The organism is Streptomyces sp. NPDC001663, assembly GCF_042893105.1.
Classification (GTDB): Bacteria; Actinomycetota; Actinomycetes; order Streptomycetales; family Streptomycetaceae; genus Streptomyces.
In genome coordinates, this window is sequence record NZ_JBIAUR010000003.1 from 111188 (window position 1) to 130471 (window position 19284).

Sequence of the window (19284 nt, forward strand, 5' to 3'; positions counted from 1 at the left end):
CGACTAACGGTTCGCGTCGAGCGCCTCGCGCAGCCGGCGTACCGCTTCGTCCACCGCGCCGTCCGCGAGATTGCCGTACCCGAGGACCAGGCCGTGATCGGCGTGGTCCTCGGTGGCGTGACAGGCCGCGAGGTCGGCCACCTGCAGCGACCGCGCGGCGGCAGCCCTGAGCACGGCCGCCGTGTCCACGTCGGCGGGCATCCGCAGGATGAGGTGAAGCCCGGCCGCGACGCCGGAGACCGGCGCGACGGGCAACTGCTCGGCGAGCGCCCGCACCAGCGCGTCGCGCCGGTCGCGGTACCGCTTCCGGCAGGCCCGCAGATGCCGGTCGTACGCCCCCGATTCCAGCAGCTCGGCGAAGGCCAGCTGGTCGAGGGTCGGGGGCTGGGCCGCCGCCTGGTCGGCCAGGTGCAGATCGCGGGTCCAGCGCGGCGGGGCCACGAGCCAGCCGATGCCGAGCGCGGGGGAGAGGATCTTGCTGAGCGACTTGAACAGGACGACCCGGGACGGGTCCATGCCCTGCAGGGCCGCGACCGGACGCCGGTCGTAGCGGAACTCCGCGTCGTAGTCGTCTTCCAGTACGACGCCGTCGACCGCGTCGGCCCAGCGCAGCAGGGCGGCGCGGCGCTCGGGGGCGAGCACGGTGCCCAGCGGGAACTGGTGCGCCGGCGTCGTCAGCACGGCCCGCAGGCCCGGGTGCCCGGCGAGGTCGTCGGTGCGCAGACCGCGGGCGTCCACGCGTACCGGCACCGGCTCCAGGCCCGCCGCGCGGATCACCTCGCGCAGCCGCGTCCAGCCCGGCTCCTCGCAGCCGACCGCGGTGATGCCACGGGCGCGCAGCACATGGCTCAGGCGCCGTACGCCGTCGGTCACGCTCGTGCACACCGTCACGTCCTCGGGAGAGGCGGACACCCCGCGGGAGCGGCTCAGGTAGGCGGCGAGCAGGCGCCGGAGCCGGAGGTGGCCGCCGGGCGGCGGGTAGCCGAGCTCCGTGAACGCCACGGTGGTCACCTGCGTGCGGACCGCCTCGGCCCACCGGCGGCGCGGAAACGCCCGCAGGTCCGGCAGGCCCGGGGCCAGGTCGAAGCGGGCCACGGGAGCCGGGCGCGGCGCGCGGTCCGCGGAGCCTCGGTCCGGGCTGTTCGACCAGCGCACCCGGGTCGCGGAACCGGTCTGCGCCTCCAGGTATCCCTCGGCGACGAGCTGCCCGTACGCCTCGGTCACCGCCCAGCGCGAACAGCCCAGGTCGGCGGCGAGCTGCCGGCTGGGCGGCAGGGCGGTACCGATCTCGATCCGCCCCGCCCTGATCGCCGTACGCAGCGCCCGCTTGACCCGTTCGTGCAGCGGTCCGGTGCCGTCCCGGCCCAGCTGGAGCAGGAGGTCACCGGCCAGGTTGGTCTGAGTCGCCCGCACATTGGTCTGTGATTCCCGCATGCCATTGGACAGTAGCAGCGAGCCATTTCTCCCTACCTTCGAACCATGGCATCCCTGAGGCACTCCCGGCCGCCCCAACCCCACCAGCTGTTCCACGGCGTGTTCGCGGACTGGTCCGCCAGGGCCGGTGTCTTCTCGGCGCTGCCGGACGCGCCGGTCGAAGACCGGCCGGAACCCGCTCAACCGTCCCGCAGCGCATCAACCCCGGTCCCGCGGTCCGTGTCTGTCTCCTCCGAACCGAACCCGGTGAGAAGGGGGAAGACATGCGTGTACGTACGGCCCTGGTGGCGACGACGGCTGTGGCACTGACGGCCGCCCTGGCGGGCCCCGCCCTCGCGGCGGCGCCCGCCGACGACCACGCGACGACCAGAGCGGCCGTCGAGGCAGCCGTCGAGGACGGCGTCCCCGGCGTAACGGCGACCGCGAAGGACGCGCACGGCAGCTGGTCGACGAACGTGGGCGTGGGCAACCTCCGGACGGGGAAGCCCCGTTCGGCCGAGGACCGCTACCGCGTCGGCAGCATCACCAAGACCTTCGTGGCCACCGTGCTGCTCCAACTGGAGGCGGAGGGCAGGCTGTCGCTGGACGACACGGTGGAGAAGTGGCTGCCGGGAGCGGTCCGCGGCCACGGCCACGACGGCCGCGCCATCACCGTCCGCCAGCTCCTCAACCACACCAGCGGAGTCTTCAATTACACGGAGGACGACACCTTCGTCCGCACCTATTTCCTGAAGGACGGCTTCTTCAAGCACCGTTACGACCGGAAGACCCCGCGGGAACTGCTGGCGGTCGCGATGTCCCACAAGCCGAACTTCGCACCGGGCACCTCCTGGAGTTACTCCAACACGAACTACCTCCTGGCCGCGATGGTGATCGAAAAGGTCACGGGCCATTCGTACGGATCGGAAATCCGCGACCGAATCATCGCCCCACTCCACCTGACCGCCACCTCGGTCCCCGGCAGCCGGGTCACCGTCCCGCAGCCCAGCAGCCGCGCCTACTCCAAACTCGCCGAAACGACGACGGGCCCGACGTACGACGTCACGACCCTGAACCCCTCCCTGGCCCACGGCTCGGGCGAGATGATCTCGGACTCCGCCGACCTGGACCGCTTCTACGCGGCCCTGCTCGGCGGCCGTCTCCTCCCACCGCACCAGCTGAAGGAGATGAAGACCACGGTGAAGGCCGATGTCGTCCCGGGCGCCCGCTACGGCCTGGGCCTGATCGACCGCACCCTGTCCTGCGGCGTCCACGTCTGGGGCCACGACGGCGGCATCCACGGCTCCTCGTCCGTCGCGGCGACCACGGTGGACGGCCGGCATTCCCTCGCCTTCAACTTCAACGGGGACTGGTCGGGGGACAGCGACGCGGTGATCGAGGCGGAGTTCTGCGCCAAATGACCTCCGATTCACACCACCGTGTAAACAAAAGGCGGGTGTAAACGAGCGGACTCCGACACGAAGCACCGAGTTAATCCGTACGCAATATTCATGCCGCCTCATATCGGCTAACCCGCTGTTCACGGGGATGGCTCGATTTACGCAAGGCGGGTGGTCGTGTGCGTGCTAGGCGCGGACTGCACGTGCTCTCGGTCTACGAGGGTTTCTTCTCCGGCGGAGCCCGGATCGTCCACAGCGATGTCGTACTGGGACTGCAGGAGGGTGACCAGCACCATCGCGTGCTGAGCATCCATGGCGAGGTGCACCGGGAGGCCACCCGGCAGCGCATGGAGGACGACGCCTGCTACCGGTCGCTGACCGCGGCCGGGGTGGGCGTCACTTCCCTGGGCCGCACCTTCCCCGCAAGCGGTGATCCGGCCACGTTCACCGGCCCGGAGCTGGCCGATACGGCCCGGGCCACGGCGGACGCCGACGTCATCCTCTCCCTCAAGGAGCAGCCGCTGCGCCTGCTCAACCAGGCGGGCCTCCCGCGCCGCCCGGTCGTGGTCTGTCTGCACCGCTCCGACCCGGAGAACCAGGGCCGGGCCCTCGACGACCTCAAGGCCGCCATCGCCGACGGCACGGTCGCCGCGTGCGTGTGCTGCGCGGAGTCCACGCGGGCCGCGTACGAGGCCGCCGGGATCCCGGCCGGCCTGCTGCACGTCATCCCGAACGGCGTGGACCTGCTGCGCTTCCGCCCCGACCCGGCCCGCCGGCTCGCGCTGCGCACGTCCCTCGGGATCCCCGCCACCGCTCCGGTGGTCGTCTTCGCGGCCCGCTACGACGCGATGAAGAACGTCCCGCTTTTCCTGCGGGCCGCGCGGGAGTGGCTGGAGCGGGAGCCGTACGGGCACGCGCTGATGTGCGGTGCCGGGATGACGCCCCTCAACCCGGGACTGGACGCGGACATCGACGCCGCGTTCGGCGCTGGCCGGCGGCGGCTCGCGGACCGCCTCCACCCGCTCGGGGTCCGGCACGACATGGAGCACGTCTATGCCGCCGCCGACGTGGTCGCCCTCACCTCCTCCTGGGGCGAGGCGGCGCCGCTGTGCCTGATCGAGGGCATGATGTGCGGCGCGGTCCCGGTGGCCACCGACGTCGGCGACAGCGCGGCCATCGTGACCGGCCACGGCATCGTCACCCCGCCGGACCCGACGGCCATCGCCCAGGCCTGGACGACCGCCACCGCCTCCCGAGCCGCCTTCGCCCCGGCCCTCGCCGCCAGTCGCGAACGCTTCAGCAGGTCACGGATGATCGCGTCGTACGCCGCCCTGCTGGACCGGGTGGCCGCGGGGGCCGCGGCGAGGCGGACGCTGCCGGAGCCACTCTGACCCGCAGCATCCGGCTGGTGGGCGACTTGATCCCCGAGTTCGACCAGTGACAATCCGGCCGACGATATGAGGAGGGGGCCGCCGGTCCCAGGCCCGGCGGCCCCCTCCTCTCCCCTCCTGATACAGCCCCGGTCCGTCACTACCGGGGCAGCACCACGACATACGCGGCGGGATCCCGGTCGCCGGACGCCATCAGTGCCGTGCGGACGACCGCCGCCTGCTGCTCCAGGGAGTCGCGGAGCTTCTTCGGGGTGATGTAGACGACCGTGATGCCGAGGCGCTCCAGGTGTTCGCGCTTGCGGGCGTACTCCGACCACAGGGCGTCCTCGTCCTGGCGCGGGGCGCGGGTGTCCAGCTCGACCGCCACCGCCTGCTCCGGCCAGTACGCGTCGAGGCCGCCGAGGTGCGGACCTCCGGGGAGGCGCAGGTCGACGTTCCAGACCGGGTCGGGGAGGCCGTACTGCTGGACCATCCGGTACAGCCGGTCCTCGGCGATCGCGCGGCCCTCGGCCAGCAGCGAGTCCACCGCGTCCACCACGTGCGGGCGGCTCAGCAGCTTGGCGTTGTTCAACTCCCGTACCACCGAGGCAGGTTCGCAGTGGCCGCCGCGCACCGCCTCCGTCAGCAGACGGCGTACCGCGCCGGCGTCCGACAGCTCGGACACCGCGTCGGCCAGGGCGCGCGGGACCGGTGCGATCGGAACTCCCGTCACCTGCTGGGGAGTCGGGAGCGCAGCCGTACGGACGATCCGGGCGCAGCCCGTCGAGCGCAGCCGGCGCAGCCGCGGGACCAGGACGTCGATCTTGTCCAGGGACAGTAGCGGCGGGGCGGAGGTGAAGCCGTGCAGGGTCAGCGCCGCCAGGCCCGTGATCACGGCCTCCGCGTACACCGGTCGGTGCGGTTCGTCCGCGCCGGGCTGGGCCGGCACCCCCGGTGCCGACTCCCGGGACGCGTACATCAGCACCGCGTGCAGCCGCTCCTCGCTGGTCGGCGGGCCCGGGTGGAGCAGGAAGACGCCCGGGAGGAACTGCTGCCAGGGGCCGCCGGGGCGGCACTGCTCGTTCATCTCCGCGGACGAGACCCCGTGCGAGCGCAGCACGGCCGTCGTCACGACTCGGCGGTGCACCTCCGCGAGGTGGCGGAGGGGGCGGGGGGAGGCCGGGGGGAGCGGGGTGTTGTGGTTCATGTCGGGGGGTTTTCCGCGCCCGGCCCGCCCTTTAACCGCTGTTACACGCTCGTCGACAAATACGGACAAGGCGGCACTAAAGGACGCATGTTCGGGTGCCGATAGGGCACGGAAAACCCCTGGTCCAAACGGGTTGGCCCAGGGGTTACGGGTGTTATTGACCGGATTCCGTAACGGTCACTGGTGGCTCAGTCGTTGGCCAAAGCTTGTGCCCGAAGCGCCCGCGCCAGGTCGTCGCGCGCCTCGAGGACCAGCCTCCGCAGCGCCGGTGCCGCGTCCTCGTGGGCGGCGAGCCAGGCGTCCGTCGCGTCCAGTGTCGACTGCGCCTCCTGCTGGGGCGGGTAGGCCGGGAACAGGCCCCGGACCACGTCCATCCCGATCTGGATCGACCGCTCCTGCCACACCCGCTCGATCGCCGCGAAGTACTTGGAGACGTACGGCGCGGTCAGCTCCCGCTGCGACGGCTGCGCGAAGCCCGCGATGGTGGCCTCCACCAGGGCGTTGGACAGCGCGTCCGACTCCACGACCTGCGCCCACGCCTGCGCCTTGACCGCCTCGGAGGGGCGGGCGGCCAGGCAGCGGACCTGGTGGCGCTTGCCGGAGGCCGTGTCGTCGCGGGCCAGCTCGGCCGCCAGCGCCGTCTCGTCCGCGGCCCCGTGCGCGGCCAGCGGTTCCAGGAACGCCCAGCGCAGCTCCTGGTCGACCTCGAGCCCCTCGATCTTCTCCGTGCCCTCCAGCAGGCCCCGCAGCAGCTGCAGATCGGCCGGCGTCGAGGCCACCGTCGCGAAGAAGCGCGCCCAGGCCAGCTGGTGCTGGCTGCCCGGCCCGGCCGCCCGCAGCTCCCGCTGGGCACCCTCGGCGAGCAGCGCCTCACCGGTCGGACGCCACTCGGGCGCCACGTAGTGGACCAGCGCCGAGTTGGCCCACGCGTGCAGCATCTGCAGCACGCCGATGTCCGACTCGCGGCCCGCGAAGCGCAGCACGAAGTCGACGAACTCCCTCGCCGGCAGCAGCGCGTCCCGCGTCAGGTTCCACAGCGCCGACCAGCACAGCGCCCGCGCCAGCGGGTCGGTGATGTCCCCGAGGCCGGCCCGCAGCGCGGCCAGCGAGGTCTCGTCGAAGCGGATCTTGCAGTACGTCAGGTCGTCGTCGTTGACCAGCACCAGCTCCGGCGCCTCGGCCCCGGCCAGCTCCGACACGACCGTACGGGCGCCCTCGACGTCCACCTCGGCCCGCGCGTACCGCTCCAGCGCCCCGCTCTCCGAGCGCCGGTACAGGCCCACCGCCACGCGGTGCGGCCGGAGTTCGGGGTGGGATTCCGCCGCCTCCTGCAGGACGGCCAGCTCGTCCACGCGGCCCTCCGCGTCCAACAGAACCTGCGGAGTGAGGGAGTTGACACCTGCCGTCTGCAGCCAGGCCCGCGACCACGTGGCCATGTCCCGGCCGCTGGTCTCCGCCAGCACCGACAGCAGGTCGCCGAGGCGCGTGTTGCCGTACGCATGCCGCTTGAAGTAGCGGCGAGCGCCTTCCAGGAACGCGTCCCGGCCGACGTACGCCACCAGCTGCTTCAGTACGGAGGCCCCCTTGGCGTACGTGATGCCGTCGAAGTTGAGCTTCGCGTCCTGCAGGTCGCGGATGTCGGCGGTGATCGGGTGCGTGGAGGGGAGCTGGTCCGCGCGGTACGCCCAGGCCTTGCGGCGGTTGGCGAAGGTGATCCAGGCGTCCTTGAAGCGGGTCGCGCCGACGTTGGCGAAGGTGCCCATGAAGTCCGCGAAGGACTCCTTCAGCCACAGGTCGTCCCACCACACCATGGTGACCAGGTCGCCGAACCACATGTGCGCCATCTCGTGCAGGATGACGTTGGCCCGCGCCTCGTACGAGGCCTGTGTCACCTTGCCGCGGAAGATGTACTCCTCGCGGAAGGTCACCAGGCCCGGGTTCTCCATCGCGCCCAGGTTGTACTCGGGCACGAACGCCTGGTCGTACTTCCCGAAGGGGTACGGGTAGTCGAAGTTGTCGTGGAAGAAGTCCAGGCCCTGCTTGGTGACGAGGAAGACGTCGTCGGAGTCGAAGTACGGCGCCAGGCCCTTGCGGCACAGGGCGCCGAGGGGGATCTCCAGCGTCGTACCGTCCTCGAAGGTGCGCGAGTACGAGTCGGTGACGTAGTGGTAGGGGCCGGCCGTCACGCATGTGATGTACGTCGAGATCGGCTTGGTCTCCGCGAACCTCCAGACACCGTCCGTGAGTTCACCGACGCCGTTGCTCCAGACCGTCCAGCCCTCCGGTGCCCGTACCTCGAAGCGGAAGGGGGCCTTGAGGTCGGGCTGCTCGAAGTTGGCGAAGACGCGGCGGGAGTCGGCGGGCTCGTACTGGGTGTACAGGTACACCTCGCCGTCCTCGGGGTCGACGAAGCGGTGCATGCCCTCGCCGGTGCGGGAGTAGGCGCACTGGGCGTCGACGATCAGCTCGTTGTCGGCGGCCAGGTCCTCCAGGAGGATCCGCGAGCCGTCGAAGACCGCGCCCGGGTCGAGATCCTTGCCGTTGAGTGAGACGGCGGTCACACTCGGCGCGATCAGATCGGCGAAGGTCGCGGCGCCGGGCTCGCTGCTGCGGAAGCGGATCGTGGTGACGGACCGGAAGGTGCGCGGACCGTCGCCGACCTCGTCGCCCACCGCCGTACGCAGATCGAGGGACACGTCGTACCCGTCGACGGACAGCAGTGCGGCCCGCTCCCGGGCCTCGTCACGGGTCAGATTCTCACCGGGCACGGGCGGTACTCCCTCTGGACATATCGGACATGGGTGGGGTGCGGCGGAACAGGACCGATCCTGCCATGTGCCCCTGACGCCGGGCACCCGGGAATGGGGGCGGCATGGTGGGTGTTGCCTGGGGAAACGCACGCCTTTCCTAGGAGAGCCATGTCCGAGAGCGCGACCACGTCCGCCAAGACGCCCGTCGACTTCTGGTTCGACCCGCTGTGCCCCTGGGCCTGGATGACGTCCCGCTGGGTGCTGGAAGTGGAGAAGGTCCGGGACATCGAGGTCCGCTGGCACATCATGAGCCTGGCCGTGCTCAACGAGAACCGGATAGACGAGCTGCCCGAGCAGTACCGGGAGATGCTCGCGACCAAGGCGTGGAAGCCGGTGCGCGTGGTGACCGCGGCCTGGCAGAAGCACGGCGCGGACGTCCTCGGCCCGCTCTACACCGCGCTCGGCACGCGCATCCACAACCAGGGCGAGGGTCCGACCGTCGAGGCGATCGTCGGTGCGCTCGCGGACGCCGGCCTGCCCGCCGACCTGATCGACTACGCCGATCAGGAGGACTTCGAGTTCGAGGCCGAGCTGCGCGCCTCCCACAAGGAGGGCATCGAGAAGGTCGGCCAGGAGGTCGGCACCCCGGTCATCGCCGTCCCCGGCTCCGACGGCGAGCAGATCGCCTTCTTCGGTCCGGTCGTCACCCCGGCCCCCAAGGGCGAGGACGCCGCCAAGCTCTGGGACGGCACCCTCGCGGTGGCCTCGGTGCCGGGCTTCTACGAGATCAAGCGCACGCGCACGGCGGGTCCGGACTTCAGCAACCTGTAGGGCGCCTACAAGGGGAAGTCGCCGCCGTCCTGCCAGTCGTTGTACCGCTGGTACCGGGTGCAGTTCCCGTTGTTGCCGGTGCAGCGCCGGTAGGCCTGCGGATCCGACCTGGTGAGCGCGACCCACTTCAGCTCGGCGGAAGTGAGCCTGCGGAACGTCTGCAGCTGCGACGTGTTGCAGTTGGGGCAGCGCACATCCATGGCGGACACCTCCACGAGACGAGGGATCCGGCGAGCGTAGGCCCCCGCAGAGCCGCCGCGGCAGCCCGGAATCCGTCCCGCCAGGGCGGATTCCGGACGTCACTGCCCGGCGGCGGCCTCCACCCGGAAACTCTCGGGCAGGAGGTCGCCCTTTCCCCTGTTCAGATACGGCTGGTACCAGAGGCACTTCTCGGCGGTGCAGCGCCAGAGGTTGCCCACGAAGAATCGGGGTCCCTTCTTCTCCCGGACCGCCGCCTTCTCCTTCGCGTTGAGTTGGCGGAACTTCTGTCTGCTCCGGCAGGTCGGGCACTCCCGCTCGATCTCGGTCATCAACCCCTCCTCGCGATCACCGCCAGGTCCGGGAAGTCGGTCACCACCGCGTCGACTCCCAGGTCGTAGTACAGCGCGTACTCGGCGAATGCGTCCCCGAAATCGTTGGGTCCGGTGCCGCGGCGGAATTCCGGCGGCAGGAACTGGTTCTCGGAGCGGAAGGTGTACGGGCCCACCCGCAGGCCCGCCGCGTGCGCGTCCGTGAGGAGGGACGTGCCGGTGAGCGACGACTTGTCGGGGCCGATCCAGTCCGCGTACTCCGCGATCCTCGCCAGGCCCGCCGGCGTCATCATGTCCTGGTAGGTCGTCGAGGGCAGGTCGTACGGTCCGCCCGTCGTGCCCAGCGCCTGCCACAGCGGCAGGCCCAGTCCCGTCATCCGCTGCAGGCTCGTCGGCTCGAAGGACTGGATGACGCATTCGCGCGGGCCCAGCCGGTTGCGGCGGACGGCCGCCGCCAGCCTCGGCTCCAGCTCCAGGCCGATCGAGCGGAAGTACGTGGGGTGTTTCGTCTCCGGGAAGACGGCGATCGTGCGGCCGTGCGTCCTCGACAACTTCCGCGCCAGGTCGACCACTTCCTGGAAGGTGAGGACCCGGTCGCGGCCGTCGAAGACCGTGTTGCGGTTGCGGACGGCGGGGAGCCGCTCGACCGCCCGCAGGGTCTTGAGCTCCGCCAGCGTGAAGTCCTCCGTGAACCAGCCGGTGACCGAGCGGCCGTCCACCGTCTTGGTCGTACGGCGGTCCGCGAACTCGGCGTGCGAGGCCACGTCCGTCGTCTGCGAGATCTCGTTCTCGTGCCGGACGACCAGGACGCCGTCCTTCGTCGGCACCAGGTCCGGTTCGATCCAGTCGGCGCCGGTCTGGGCGCCGTACGTGTAAGCAGCCGCGGTGTGTTCCGGGCGCCAGCCCGCCGCGCCCCGGTGGCCGATGACCAGCGGGCGGTCCCGGTGCCCGCCGGAGGCCGCCCGTGCGGGTACGGCCGCGGCCGCCGGGGTTGCGGCGGCCGCGAGCAGCAGGGATCGACGTCTTATGCGGTACATCCAACTCCCTTTCGTCATACGGCAATTCAGCCGCGCGCCCGACCCCGCGCCGCCGCCAGCCGGGCCAGATGGTCCTCGTAGGCCTTCGCGTAGTACGCCGCCCGGCCCGGGTCCGGCTCCACCACCGCCGTCGGCTCCGTCCACGCCGCCGCGTCCAGCGCCACCCCGTACCGCTCCGCCGCAGCCAACACCGCGCCCCGCGCGCCCACTTCACCCTCGACCACCCTGAGCGGGCGCCCCAGGACGTCCGCGAGCAGCCGCATCCAGGCGGGGCTGCGCGTGCCGCCGCCGCAGACGGCCAGCGAGCCCGTCAGGCCCGCCGCCGCCAGGCAGTGCCGGGCGGCGTACCCGATGCCCTCGCAGGTCGCGCGGACCAGGTCGGCCTTCGTCGACTCCAGGGAGACGCCGGTGAGTTCGGCGCGCAGCCGGGGCTCGACGAAGGGGGCGCGTTCGCCGGACGGGGCGAAGTACGGCAGGACGCGGACCCCGTTCGCGCCCGGCGGGGTCTCGGCGAGCAGGGCGTCGACGTCCTCGTGCCGGACGCCGGTGGTCGACAGCACCCAGTCCAGGGCCGCCGTGCCGACCATCGCGGGCATGGCGCGCAGCCAGTGGCCGGGGCGGTCGGTGGAGATGTACAGGCCGGCCGGTTCGCCGCTCAGGTCGAGGTCGGTGGTGGCGACGAGGCTGGCCAGACAGGTGCCGACGATGAGGAGACCGTCGCCCGGGGTGGTGACCCCCGCGCCGAGTGCGCAGGACGGCAGGTCGTACGGCCCGTTCGCGAGCCGGGTGCCGGACGGCAGGCCCTCGCCGAGCGCCTCCGCCGTGGTGATCGGGTCGCCGACGGGGGCGAGCAGACCGCGGCGGTGGGTCAGGCCCAGCAGCTCCACCACCCGGTTGTCGTACGTCCGTGTCCGCGGGTCGAGGAACGGCATCGAGGCATCCGAGACATCCGTCGTCACGGGAGCGCCCGTCAGCCGCCGGAACACCATGTCCTTGCAGTACAGCGCGGTGCTCGCCGCGTCGAGGGACTTCGGTTCGTAGCGGTCCAGCCAGGCCAGCAGGGGGCCCGGACAGCCCGGGAACATGGCGCTCCCGGTCCGCCGGAACACCGTCTCGAAGGTGCCGTCCGCCAGCCACTGGTCGAGCAGCTCGTGCGCCCGCCCGTCCATCCAGGAGGCGGCGGGCCGCACCGGCCGGCCCTCCTTGTCGACCAGCCAGACGCCGTCGCCCTGACCGGTGAGGCCGGCCAGTTCGATCGGCTCCGGCACCTTCGCGGTCAGCTCCTGCAGCACACCGACGACGGCCGCGTACACCTCCTCCATGTCCTGCTCGACCACACCGCCGTGCAGGGCGAGGCCGACGGGTCGTGCCTCGACAGCGAGTTCACGGCCGGTGGCGTCGAACGCGGCAGCCTTCACCATGGACGTGCCTACGTCAATCCCGACGTACATAGCGGGCTCTCCTTTACGGTTCGGCAGCGCCCCTGTAGGGGCGCGGGGAACTGCGCGACCAGCCACGACGCCGCCGCAGACCAAAGACGACACATCGCGGCATTCATGTCAGCGCGTGTGCAAGCGGCTCCCCGCGCACCCAGCGGCCCACTTCCTCCGCCGCGATCCGCGCCGCTTTCTCGGCCACCGCGCGTGACGCCCCGCCCAGGTGCGGCGTCATCACCAGCCGGTCGCGGAACCCGAACAGCCGCGAACCCTCCGGCACCGGCTCCTGCTGGTAGGTGTCGAGGGCCGCCGCCGACACCTGACCGCTCTCCAGCGCGTCGCACAACGCCTCCTCATCCAGGAGGGGCCCGCGGGCCGCGTTCACCACCACCGAGCCCCGGGGAAGCAGCGCCAGCTGCCGCGCGCCGATCAGGCCGCGGGTCTCGGCCGTGAGACGGGCGTGCAGGGTGATCACCCGGGAGCGGCGCAGGAGTTCGTCGAGCGAGGAGACGCGCAGGCCGTGGATCTCGCCGCGGACATAGGGGTCGTGGACCATCACCTGCGCGCCGAAGGCGCACAGCGCGCGGGCGACCCGGCTGCCGACCGCGCCGTAGCCGACGAGCCCGATGGGGAGGTCCTCCAGCTCCAGACCGCTGTGTTCGTAGGTGTAGTACGTCGCCCCCTGCCAACTCCCTTGCCCAGCAAGGAGGTTGTGGGCCTGCGGGATGCGCCGCAGGGCCGCCAGCATCAGGCCGACGGTGAACTCGGCGGTCGCGGCGGCGTTGCGCCCGGGGGCGTAGCAGACGCGGACGTCGTGCCGCTTGGCCGCGTCCAGGTTGACGTTGACCGGGCCGCCCCGGCACACGACCACCAGGCGCAGGTCGGGGCAGGCGTCGAGGACGCGTTCCGTGACCGGGCCCATCTGGGTGACCAGCACCTGCGCACCCGCCAGCGCGTCGATCAGCTCGTCCTCGGCGTCGCTCGCCTCCGTCACCTCCGCCACCGGACCGAAGGGCTCAAGGGGCCAGCCGAGGGTCAGTTCGCTCACTTCACAGTCGAGTTCGTGGCCGACCGCCGCAGTGATGAGCGACGGCAGGATGAAGTGGTCGCCGGCGGCGACGACACGTACAGGATCGCTCATCGCAGGGAGTCTCCCGTTTCGGCGTCGAAGACATGGGTGAGGCGCGCGTCGGCGGTGACCCGTACGGGCTCGTCGTGGGCGAGGCGCACCTCGGGGTCGGTGAGGACGACGAGGGGGCGTTCGACGCCGTCGAGGGCGAGGGTGGCGATGCCCGCCTCCAGGAGGGGTTCGTGGGCCACGACCTTGGCGGGCAGGCCGTCGTCGCCGGAGAGGTGGAGGTCCTCCGGGCGGATCCCGACCACCACCTCGCGGCCCTCCGCCACCGGCACCGGCAGGGCGATCCGCACCGTGTCCGACAGGCGGGCGTGGCCGTCGGCGGTCGCGGTCCCCGGCAGCAGGTTGATCGCGGGTTCGCCCACGAAGTCCGCGACGAACAGGTTGGCCGGGCTGTCGTAGATCTCGTACGGCGTACCCAGCTGCTGGATCACGCCGTCCTTCATCACGGCGATCCGGTCGGCGAGGGAGAGGGCCTCCTCCTGGTCGTGCGTCACCAGGATCGTCGTATGGCCCAAGTCCCTTTGGATACGCTTGAGTTCGCGGCGGGTCGTGTCGCGCTGGGCCGCGTCCAGGTGGGAGAGGGGTTCGTCCAGCAGTAGTACGTCCGGTTCGCGGATGAGCGCCCGGGCCAGCGAGACGCGCTGTTTCTGGCCGCTGGACAGGCCGGCCGGGCGGGCCTGAAGGATGCCGGTGAGGTCGACCCGTTCGGCGATCTCGGCGACCTTGCGGGTGACCTCCTTGCGATCGCTGCCTCTGCGCGCCTTCAGGCCGAACGCCAGGTTCTCCGCCACCGTCAGCGGCGGATAGAGGGCGTAGTTCTCGAAGGCCACGCCGATGTTGCGGCGCTGCGCCGGGCGGTCCACCACCGACGCGCCGCCCACCAGGATGTCCCCGCCGGTCACGGTCTCCAGGCCGGCGATCATCCGCAGGGTCGTCGACTTGCCGCATCCGGAGGGGCCGAGCAGCCCGAGCAGCTCGCCGGAGTGCAGGGCGAGGTCGATGCCGCGTACGGCGTCCACCGACGTGCGCCCCCGCGAGCGGTAGGTCTTGCGCAGATCACGTAGCTCCAGCTCGGTCATCGCTGCCCTTCGTCGCGCAGACTTGGTAATTGACCTTGTGCTCGTCCAGGTCCCGCAGCGCCTCCGCCGACGCCCCGTCGTCGACCAGGAGCAGGTCGAAGCGGGAGAGCGGGACGACCCGGTGCAGGGCGGTCCGGGCGAGTTTGGTGTGGTCGATCAGCAGGACATTGCGGGCCGCCGAGTCGAGCATCGCCCGCTTCACCGACACGATGTGCTGCTCCTGGTGGTAGGCGAAACCCCCGCGCACGGCCGAGGTCGACGCGAAGCAGACGTCGACCCGGAGGGACTGGATCGCCTCGACGCAGGACACGCCGAGGAAGGAGGAGTGCAGCGGGTCGTAGTCGCCGCCCAGGGCCATCAGGTGGATGCCCCGCTGGTCGGCGAGCAGGTTGAGCGCCTCCAGGAAGTTGGTGACGACCGTGAGCGGGGTTATCTCGCCCAGGCGGAGTCTGCGGGCTATCTCCAGGGTGGAGGTGGAGTCGTCGAGCATGATCGCCATGCCGGGCTCTATCGAGCGCATCGCCTGCTCGGCCACGGCCGCCTTCTCCGCACGCATGGTCTTCAGCCGGTACTGGACGTTGGACTCGAAGACACCGGACGGCTGTGCGGTCACACCGCCTCTGAACTTCCTTACGATTCCCTGCCGTTCGAGCTCGTCGAGGTCCCGGTGGATGGTCATCAGGCTCACCCCGAAGTGCTCGGCGAGCTCGGCCGCGGTCGCCGAGCCCTGGGCCAGGACCCGTTCGGCCATGGCGGCCTGGCGGGCCGCGGGGCCCTGCTGCGTGTTGTTCATTGCCCGATCCTTCGTCCTGGACGCTCCGGCCGGTCGGCCTCGAACAGCAGCAGGTTCTCAGGCTGGACCGTCAGCCGTACGGGATCGTCGGGCCGCAACCCCGTCGTGTCGGCGCGCGGGGCGACCAGCGACACGTGCTGCTCGCCGAGCCGGACGGTGACCTCGACGGACCGGCCGAGCACCTCGGTGACGTAGACCGTGCCGACGAGTTCGTGCCCAGGGCCCTCGCCGAGCGTGAGATCACGCGGCCGGACGCCGATCAGCACCTCCGTACCGGGAGAGGCCGCGGCTGCGATCGGCAGCTCGACCTTCCCGTCCGCCGACCGGAAACCGCCGTCGGCCGCGACGGCCCCCGGCAGCAGATTGATCCGCGGCCGTCCGAAGGCCCGCGCGACCTCGGTGTCGCAGGGCCGGTACCAGATCTCCTCCCGGGTCCCCGTCTGCACGATCCGTCCCTCCCGGATCACGCCGATCCGGTCGCCGAGCGCCAGCGCCTCGACGGAGTCGTGGGTGACGTAGAGCGTGGTCGTGTTCTGGACCGCGCCGATCGCTTTGAGTTCCGCCCGCATCTGCTGGCGGAGTTTGGCGTCGAGGTGGGAGAGGGGTTCGTCGAGGAGGAAGGCGCGGGCCGGGCGGACCAGGACCCGGCCGAGGGCGATGCGCTGCCGCTGGCCGTTGGAGAGTTGGCCTACCGGGCGGTCCAACAGGGCGCTGATACCCAGGAGTTCGGCGATGGAGCCGATACGGTCGCGGGCCTCGGCGGCGGGCAGACGGTGGCGGGGCGAGCGGAGCGGGGAGGCGAGGTTGTCGTAGGCGGAACGGTGCGGGTAGAGGGCGTAGCTCTCGAAGCACATCGCCACGCCCCGCTCGTAGGGCTCCACGCCCTGCATGTCCTTGCCGTCGAGCATGACGGTTCCGGAGTCGGGCTGTTCCAGCCCCGCGACGGTTTTGAGCGTCGTCGTCTTGCCGGCGCCGGACGGTCCCAGCAGGCAGAAGAACTCGCCCTCCCGGACGTCGAGTTCGAGGCCGTCCAGGGCCGTGACCTTGCTGTACGTCTTCCGGATCCCCCGCAGCCCGATCATGACTTCACCGCCCCGAAGGACAGTCCCCGCACCAGATACCGCTGGATGGTGAGGGCCAGCAGCAGCGGCGGTACGACGGAGACGAGGGCCGCCGCGGCCGTGAGGTTGTACTTGGGACGGTCGCCGCCGAGGAAGGACAGCGCACCGACCGTCACCGTTTGCGCCTCATTGGAGGTGAGGATCAACGGGAACACGAAGTTGTTCCAGGCGAAGATGAAGGCGAGCAGCGACACCGCCGCGATACCCGGTTTCACCAGCGGAAGGGCGACCTTGAAGAAGGCCTGCTTGCGCGTGTAGCCGTCCAGCAGGGCGGCCTGTTCCAGCTCCGGTGTCAGATCGGCGAAGTAGGACCGCATGATCCACACGATCAGCGGGAGCGTGACCAGTTGCAGCACCCAGATCATGCCGACGTACGTGTCGAACAGGCCGAGCTTCTGGTACAGCACGAACAGCGGGATGATCACGGTGAGTTCGGGCGCGAACCGGAACGACAGCAGCGTGAACATCAGGTTCTCGGAGCCCTTGAACCGCCACCGCGCCGACGCGTACGCCGCCGGAAGCCCGACGACCAGGGACAGCGCGACCGCCCCCACCGACACCACCAGGCTGTTCACGAAGAACCGCACGAACGGGATGCCCTCGCTGTCGCCGAGCACCGTGCGGTACCCGTCGAGGGTCGGGGAGAAGGAGAAGTAGGTGCTGAAGAGCTCGTTCGCGGGCTTGAGGGACAGGATCACCATCCAGGCGATCGGGAACAGGGCGAAGACGAAGTAGAGGATGAGGGCGAGATCCGCCAGCCATCCCAACAGGCGCTTTCTGACGGTCATTTCGCCTCGGCCGCCTTTCGCTGGATCTTGCCGAGATGGCGTACGAGCACCATCGCGGCCAGGTACACCACGGCCCACAGCACGATCGTGTAGCTGATCCCGAAGCTGTAGCGCTGGAAGCGGATCGCCTCCAGGTACGCCCGGATCTGCAGGACCACGGTCGAGTCGCCCGGGCCGCCCTCCGTCAGGGCGTAGATGATGTCGAAGACCTTCAGCGAGTCCATGAACCGGAAGATCACCGCGACCAGGACGTACGGCCACAGCATCGGCAGCGTCAGGCGCCGGAAGGTGTACCACCAGCCCGCTCCGTCGACTGCCGCCGCCTCGAAGGGACTTGTGGGCAGCGAGCGCAGCCCGGCCAGTGCGAGGATCGCCACGAACGGGGTGTAGACCCAGACGTCGACGGCGATCGACGACAGCAGCGCACCGGTCGGGGTGTCCGTCCACTGGACTCCCCCCAGGCCGAAGGGTTTCAGGAGGTGGTTCACCACCCCGACCGACGGCTGGAGCATCAGCTTCCACATGATCGCCGCGATCACCGGGGCGATCATCAGCGGCAGGATGAGGATCTTCTCCAGCACCCGCCCCACGATCGACGAACGGTGCAGCAGCAGGGCGACGGCCACCCCGAGCACGGTCTCCACCGCGGCGGCTCCGACGGCGTACAACACCGTCACCCACGCGGAGTTCCAGAAGGCGTCCTGCGTGAAGACGGTCTCGTAGTTGTGCAGCCGCACCATGTCCGGCTGCGGTTTGCTCGCCGAGAAGTCGAACAGCGTGTAGTACAGCCCGAGTCCGAAGGGATAGAGGATCCCGCAGGTCAGCAGGAGCGCCGGCACGATGAGGAAGTACGGGCGCAGGGTGAGCCGCCAGCCCATCGCCGCTCAGCCCACCTTGGAGGCGAGATCGCTCGCCAGCCCGTTCAGCACCGACTTCGCGTTCTTGCCGCCGTAGATCTCCTGGAGGGACGCGGCCCAGCTCGTCGTGGCGTCGAAGAACTGCGCCTGCGGGGTGAACTGGATCTTCGTCTGGTCGACGACCGTCTCGAAGGTCTCGATGAAGCCGGGCAGGTGCTTCATCTTGTCCTTGTACGCCGCGTCCTGGCTGATCGACTTGCGTACCGGGTCGATGTGGTTGTTGGTGACGGCGGCCTTGCGCAGGTGCTCCTTTCCGGTGGCCCACTGCAGGAACAACCAACTGGCGCTCTTCTTCTTGCTCTTGGCGTTCATGCCGAGCGACCAGATCCACATGTTGGTGGCGAGCGAGCCGTCCGGTCCCTTCGGCCCCGGGTGGAAGGCGATCTTCCCGGAGGCGGGGGAGGCCCCCTTCACCGCCTGGAAGTAGGCGGCCGTGTCCGCGTCGAAGAGCATGCCCGCCTTCTTCGCGCCGAGGTCGCTGGAGCACTGGTACCAGGTGTACGACGTCCAGGACGGCGGGCCGCCCTGCTTGACCATGCCGGCCCAGTCCTGGGTGAAGGCGATGGCCTCCGGGGTGTTCATGGCGGGCGTGAGCTTGCTGCCGTTCACGGTGAAGTCGTGCAGGCCGTTGCGGGCGTACATGGTCATGAAGCCCGGGTGGATGGTGGCCCAGCTGCGGGAGCCGCGCACGGCGATCCCGTACATGCCGTCGTATCCGGCGCCCGGGGCCTTGCGCTTGATGACTCCCGCGATCTCCCGCAACTCGTCGAAGGTCTCGGCCGGCTTGAGGCCGAGCTTCTTGAAGACCTCGGTGTTGTAGGCGACGACGTTCGTCTCCCAGCCCCACGGCAGCGCGTACTGGCCGCCCTGGCCGAGCGGTGCGCCCGCCTTCAGCGACCACTGGTCGGCCTGGAGGAGGTTGGGGAAGAAGTCGGCCTGGTCCCATTCGGCGCCGGTGGCCGAGGAGTTGCGCATCCAGGGGCCGAGGTCCTCGAGCCAGCCGGGTGGTCCGTACTGCCAGACCATGTAGGCGCCGAGCATGAAGACGTCGTAGGAGGCCCGCCCGCTGGAGAGATCCACGGTGAGCTTGTCGAAGTAGTTGTCCTCGGGGAAGACGTCGTACTCGACCTTGATGCCGGTCTTGGCGGTGAAGGACTTCAGGTCGGCGATGAGGGCGTCGGTGTACGGGTGCTTGTTGAGCAGGGCCTTGACGGTCTTGCCCTTCTCCCGCTTCCAGTCGAAGGAGCCGGTGACGTCGTCGGCGGCCGAGCCGTCGCTCTTGTTGTCGTCGCCGCCGAAGCCGGCCCCGCAGGCCGCGAGTAACGGGGTCGCGGCGGCCCCTGCTGTGAGGGCGAGGAAGCGTCGGCGGTCGTGCACGTGCTTGTCCATCCGTGACCTCCGCGTGGGGTTGGGCCCGGTGCGCTGTTGGGTTAACACGTCGAGTCGACTCGCTAACAGAGGGTGTAACGGCGGA

Annotated in this window: 17 protein-coding genes; 3 read left to right on the forward strand and 14 right to left on the reverse strand. The window is 70.5% G+C overall.

Annotation, left to right across the window (positions count from 1 at the left end; genetic code table 11):
• Positions 1 to 3 precede the first annotated feature (3 nt).
• Entirely contained in the window at positions 4 to 1434 is a 1431-nt protein-coding gene (locus tag ACFY1L_RS11045; RefSeq protein WP_388821484.1) for a PLP-dependent aminotransferase family protein, read from the reverse strand.
• 263 nt (positions 1435 to 1697) lie between these two features.
• Between ACFY1L_RS11045 and ACFY1L_RS11050 the strand changes: the two genes are divergently transcribed.
• Positions 1698 to 2834, forward strand: coding sequence for a serine hydrolase domain-containing protein (locus ACFY1L_RS11050; protein ID WP_388821487.1), 1137 nt, complete (start codon positions 1698 to 1700; stop codon positions 2832 to 2834).
• Between the two features lie 182 nt (positions 2835 to 3016).
• Positions 3017 to 4204: a glycosyltransferase gene (locus ACFY1L_RS11055; RefSeq protein WP_388822894.1), complete on the forward strand. Its 1188-nt coding sequence runs from the start codon at positions 3017 to 3019 to the stop codon at positions 4202 to 4204.
• Positions 4205 to 4343: 139 nt separating this feature from the next.
• On the opposite strand, the gene ACFY1L_RS11060 is transcribed toward ACFY1L_RS11055, so the two are convergent.
• Complete coding sequence (locus ACFY1L_RS11060) at positions 4344 to 5390, reverse strand: hypothetical protein (RefSeq protein WP_388821490.1); 1047 nt, start codon at positions 5388 to 5390, stop codon at positions 4344 to 4346.
• Between the two features lie 188 nt (positions 5391 to 5578).
• Positions 5579 to 8158 (reverse strand): aminopeptidase N, encoded by a 2580-nt coding sequence (gene pepN, locus ACFY1L_RS11065; RefSeq protein WP_388821493.1) that lies wholly within the window; start codon positions 8156 to 8158, stop codon positions 5579 to 5581.
• 150 nt (positions 8159 to 8308) lie between these two features.
• On the opposite strand from pepN, the gene ACFY1L_RS11070 reads away from it, so the two are divergent.
• Positions 8309 to 8971: a DsbA family protein gene (locus ACFY1L_RS11070; RefSeq protein ID WP_361257830.1), complete on the forward strand. Its 663-nt coding sequence runs from the start codon at positions 8309 to 8311 to the stop codon at positions 8969 to 8971.
• A 5-nt stretch (positions 8972 to 8976) separates the two neighbouring features.
• Here the strand turns inward: ACFY1L_RS11070 and ACFY1L_RS11075 are convergent, their stop codons facing one another.
• From ACFY1L_RS11075 to ACFY1L_RS11125, 11 genes are all read right to left on the reverse strand, one after another.
• Positions 8977 to 9171 carry a hypothetical protein gene (locus ACFY1L_RS11075; protein WP_388821496.1) on the reverse strand — a complete coding sequence of 65 codons (195 nt, stop codon included), beginning with the start codon at positions 9169 to 9171 and terminating at the stop codon, positions 8977 to 8979.
• 99 nt (positions 9172 to 9270) lie between these two features.
• Positions 9271 to 9501, reverse strand: a complete 231-nt coding sequence (locus ACFY1L_RS11080) for a hypothetical protein (RefSeq protein WP_388821499.1) — start codon at positions 9499 to 9501, stop codon at positions 9271 to 9273.
• The gene (locus ACFY1L_RS11085) at positions 9501 to 10538 is read right to left on the reverse strand and encodes a glycerophosphodiester phosphodiesterase family protein (protein ID WP_388821502.1); all 1038 of its coding nucleotides are present in this window, start codon (positions 10536 to 10538) and stop codon (positions 9501 to 9503) included. The genes ACFY1L_RS11080 and ACFY1L_RS11085 overlap by 1 nt, the downstream gene beginning before the upstream one ends.
• Before the next feature lie 26 nt (positions 10539 to 10564).
• Positions 10565 to 11989 carry an FGGY family carbohydrate kinase gene (locus ACFY1L_RS11090; RefSeq protein ID WP_388821505.1) on the reverse strand — a complete coding sequence of 475 codons (1425 nt, stop codon included), beginning with the start codon at positions 11987 to 11989 and terminating at the stop codon, positions 10565 to 10567.
• 103 nt (positions 11990 to 12092) lie between these two features.
• The gene (locus ACFY1L_RS11095; protein WP_388821508.1) at positions 12093 to 13115 is read right to left on the reverse strand and encodes a 2-hydroxyacid dehydrogenase; all 1023 of its coding nucleotides are present in this window, start codon (positions 13113 to 13115) and stop codon (positions 12093 to 12095) included.
• Entirely contained in the window at positions 13112 to 14191 is a 1080-nt protein-coding gene (locus ACFY1L_RS11100; protein WP_388821511.1) for an ABC transporter ATP-binding protein, read from the reverse strand. The genes ACFY1L_RS11095 and ACFY1L_RS11100 overlap by 4 nt, the downstream gene beginning before the upstream one ends.
• Positions 14169 to 14984: a DeoR/GlpR family DNA-binding transcription regulator gene (locus ACFY1L_RS11105; protein ID WP_388821514.1), complete on the reverse strand. Its 816-nt coding sequence runs from the start codon at positions 14982 to 14984 to the stop codon at positions 14169 to 14171. The genes ACFY1L_RS11100 and ACFY1L_RS11105 overlap by 23 nt, the downstream gene beginning before the upstream one ends.
• The gene (locus ACFY1L_RS11110) at positions 14981 to 16066 is read right to left on the reverse strand and encodes an ABC transporter ATP-binding protein (RefSeq protein ID WP_388821517.1); all 1086 of its coding nucleotides are present in this window, start codon (positions 16064 to 16066) and stop codon (positions 14981 to 14983) included. Before ACFY1L_RS11110 ends, ACFY1L_RS11105 begins: the two co-directional genes overlap by 4 nt.
• Positions 16063 to 16893, reverse strand: coding sequence for a carbohydrate ABC transporter permease (locus ACFY1L_RS11115; RefSeq protein WP_388821520.1), 831 nt, complete (start codon positions 16891 to 16893; stop codon positions 16063 to 16065). The genes ACFY1L_RS11110 and ACFY1L_RS11115 overlap by 4 nt, the downstream gene beginning before the upstream one ends.
• On the reverse strand, positions 16890 to 17771 hold the full coding sequence (locus tag ACFY1L_RS11120) for a carbohydrate ABC transporter permease (protein ID WP_388821523.1): 882 nt from the start codon (positions 17769 to 17771) through the stop codon (positions 16890 to 16892). The genes ACFY1L_RS11115 and ACFY1L_RS11120 overlap by 4 nt, the downstream gene beginning before the upstream one ends.
• Before the next feature lie 6 nt (positions 17772 to 17777).
• Positions 17778 to 19199, reverse strand: a complete 1422-nt coding sequence (locus ACFY1L_RS11125; protein ID WP_388821526.1) for an ABC transporter substrate-binding protein — start codon at positions 19197 to 19199, stop codon at positions 17778 to 17780.
• Between the last annotated feature and the right edge of the window lie 85 nt (positions 19200 to 19284).

Excerpts from the sequence above, each read along its gene's own strand:
- ACFY1L_RS11045 (WP_388821484.1), bottom strand. The coding sequence starts at position 1,434 with ATGCGGGAATCACAGACCAATGTGCGGGCGACTCAGACCAACCTGGCC.
- ACFY1L_RS11050 (WP_388821487.1), top strand. The coding sequence starts at position 1,698 with ATGCGTGTACGTACGGCCCTGGTGGCGACGACGGCTGTGGCACTGACG.
- ACFY1L_RS11060 (WP_388821490.1), bottom strand. The coding sequence starts at position 5,390 with ATGAACCACAACACCCCGCTCCCCCCGGCCTCCCCCCGCCCCCTCCGC.
- ACFY1L_RS11070 (WP_361257830.1), top strand. The coding sequence starts at position 8,309 with ATGTCCGAGAGCGCGACCACGTCCGCCAAGACGCCCGTCGACTTCTGG.
- ACFY1L_RS11075 (WP_388821496.1), bottom strand. The coding sequence starts at position 9,171 with ATGGATGTGCGCTGCCCCAACTGCAACACGTCGCAGCTGCAGACGTTC.
- ACFY1L_RS11080 (WP_388821499.1), bottom strand. The coding sequence starts at position 9,501 with ATGACCGAGATCGAGCGGGAGTGCCCGACCTGCCGGAGCAGACAGAAG.
- ACFY1L_RS11085 (WP_388821502.1), bottom strand. The coding sequence starts at position 10,538 with ATGTACCGCATAAGACGTCGATCCCTGCTGCTCGCGGCCGCCGCAACC.
- ACFY1L_RS11090 (WP_388821505.1), bottom strand. The coding sequence starts at position 11,989 with ATGTACGTCGGGATTGACGTAGGCACGTCCATGGTGAAGGCTGCCGCG.
- ACFY1L_RS11095 (WP_388821508.1), bottom strand. The coding sequence starts at position 13,115 with ATGAGCGATCCTGTACGTGTCGTCGCCGCCGGCGACCACTTCATCCTG.
- ACFY1L_RS11100 (WP_388821511.1), bottom strand. The coding sequence starts at position 14,191 with ATGACCGAGCTGGAGCTACGTGATCTGCGCAAGACCTACCGCTCGCGG.
- ACFY1L_RS11105 (WP_388821514.1), bottom strand. The coding sequence starts at position 14,984 with ATGAACAACACGCAGCAGGGCCCCGCGGCCCGCCAGGCCGCCATGGCC.
- ACFY1L_RS11110 (WP_388821517.1), bottom strand. The coding sequence starts at position 16,066 with ATGATCGGGCTGCGGGGGATCCGGAAGACGTACAGCAAGGTCACGGCC.
- ACFY1L_RS11115 (WP_388821520.1), bottom strand. The coding sequence starts at position 16,893 with ATGACCGTCAGAAAGCGCCTGTTGGGATGGCTGGCGGATCTCGCCCTC.
- ACFY1L_RS11120 (WP_388821523.1), bottom strand. The coding sequence starts at position 17,771 with ATGGGCTGGCGGCTCACCCTGCGCCCGTACTTCCTCATCGTGCCGGCG.
- ACFY1L_RS11125 (WP_388821526.1), bottom strand. The coding sequence starts at position 19,199 with ATGGACAAGCACGTGCACGACCGCCGACGCTTCCTCGCCCTCACAGCA.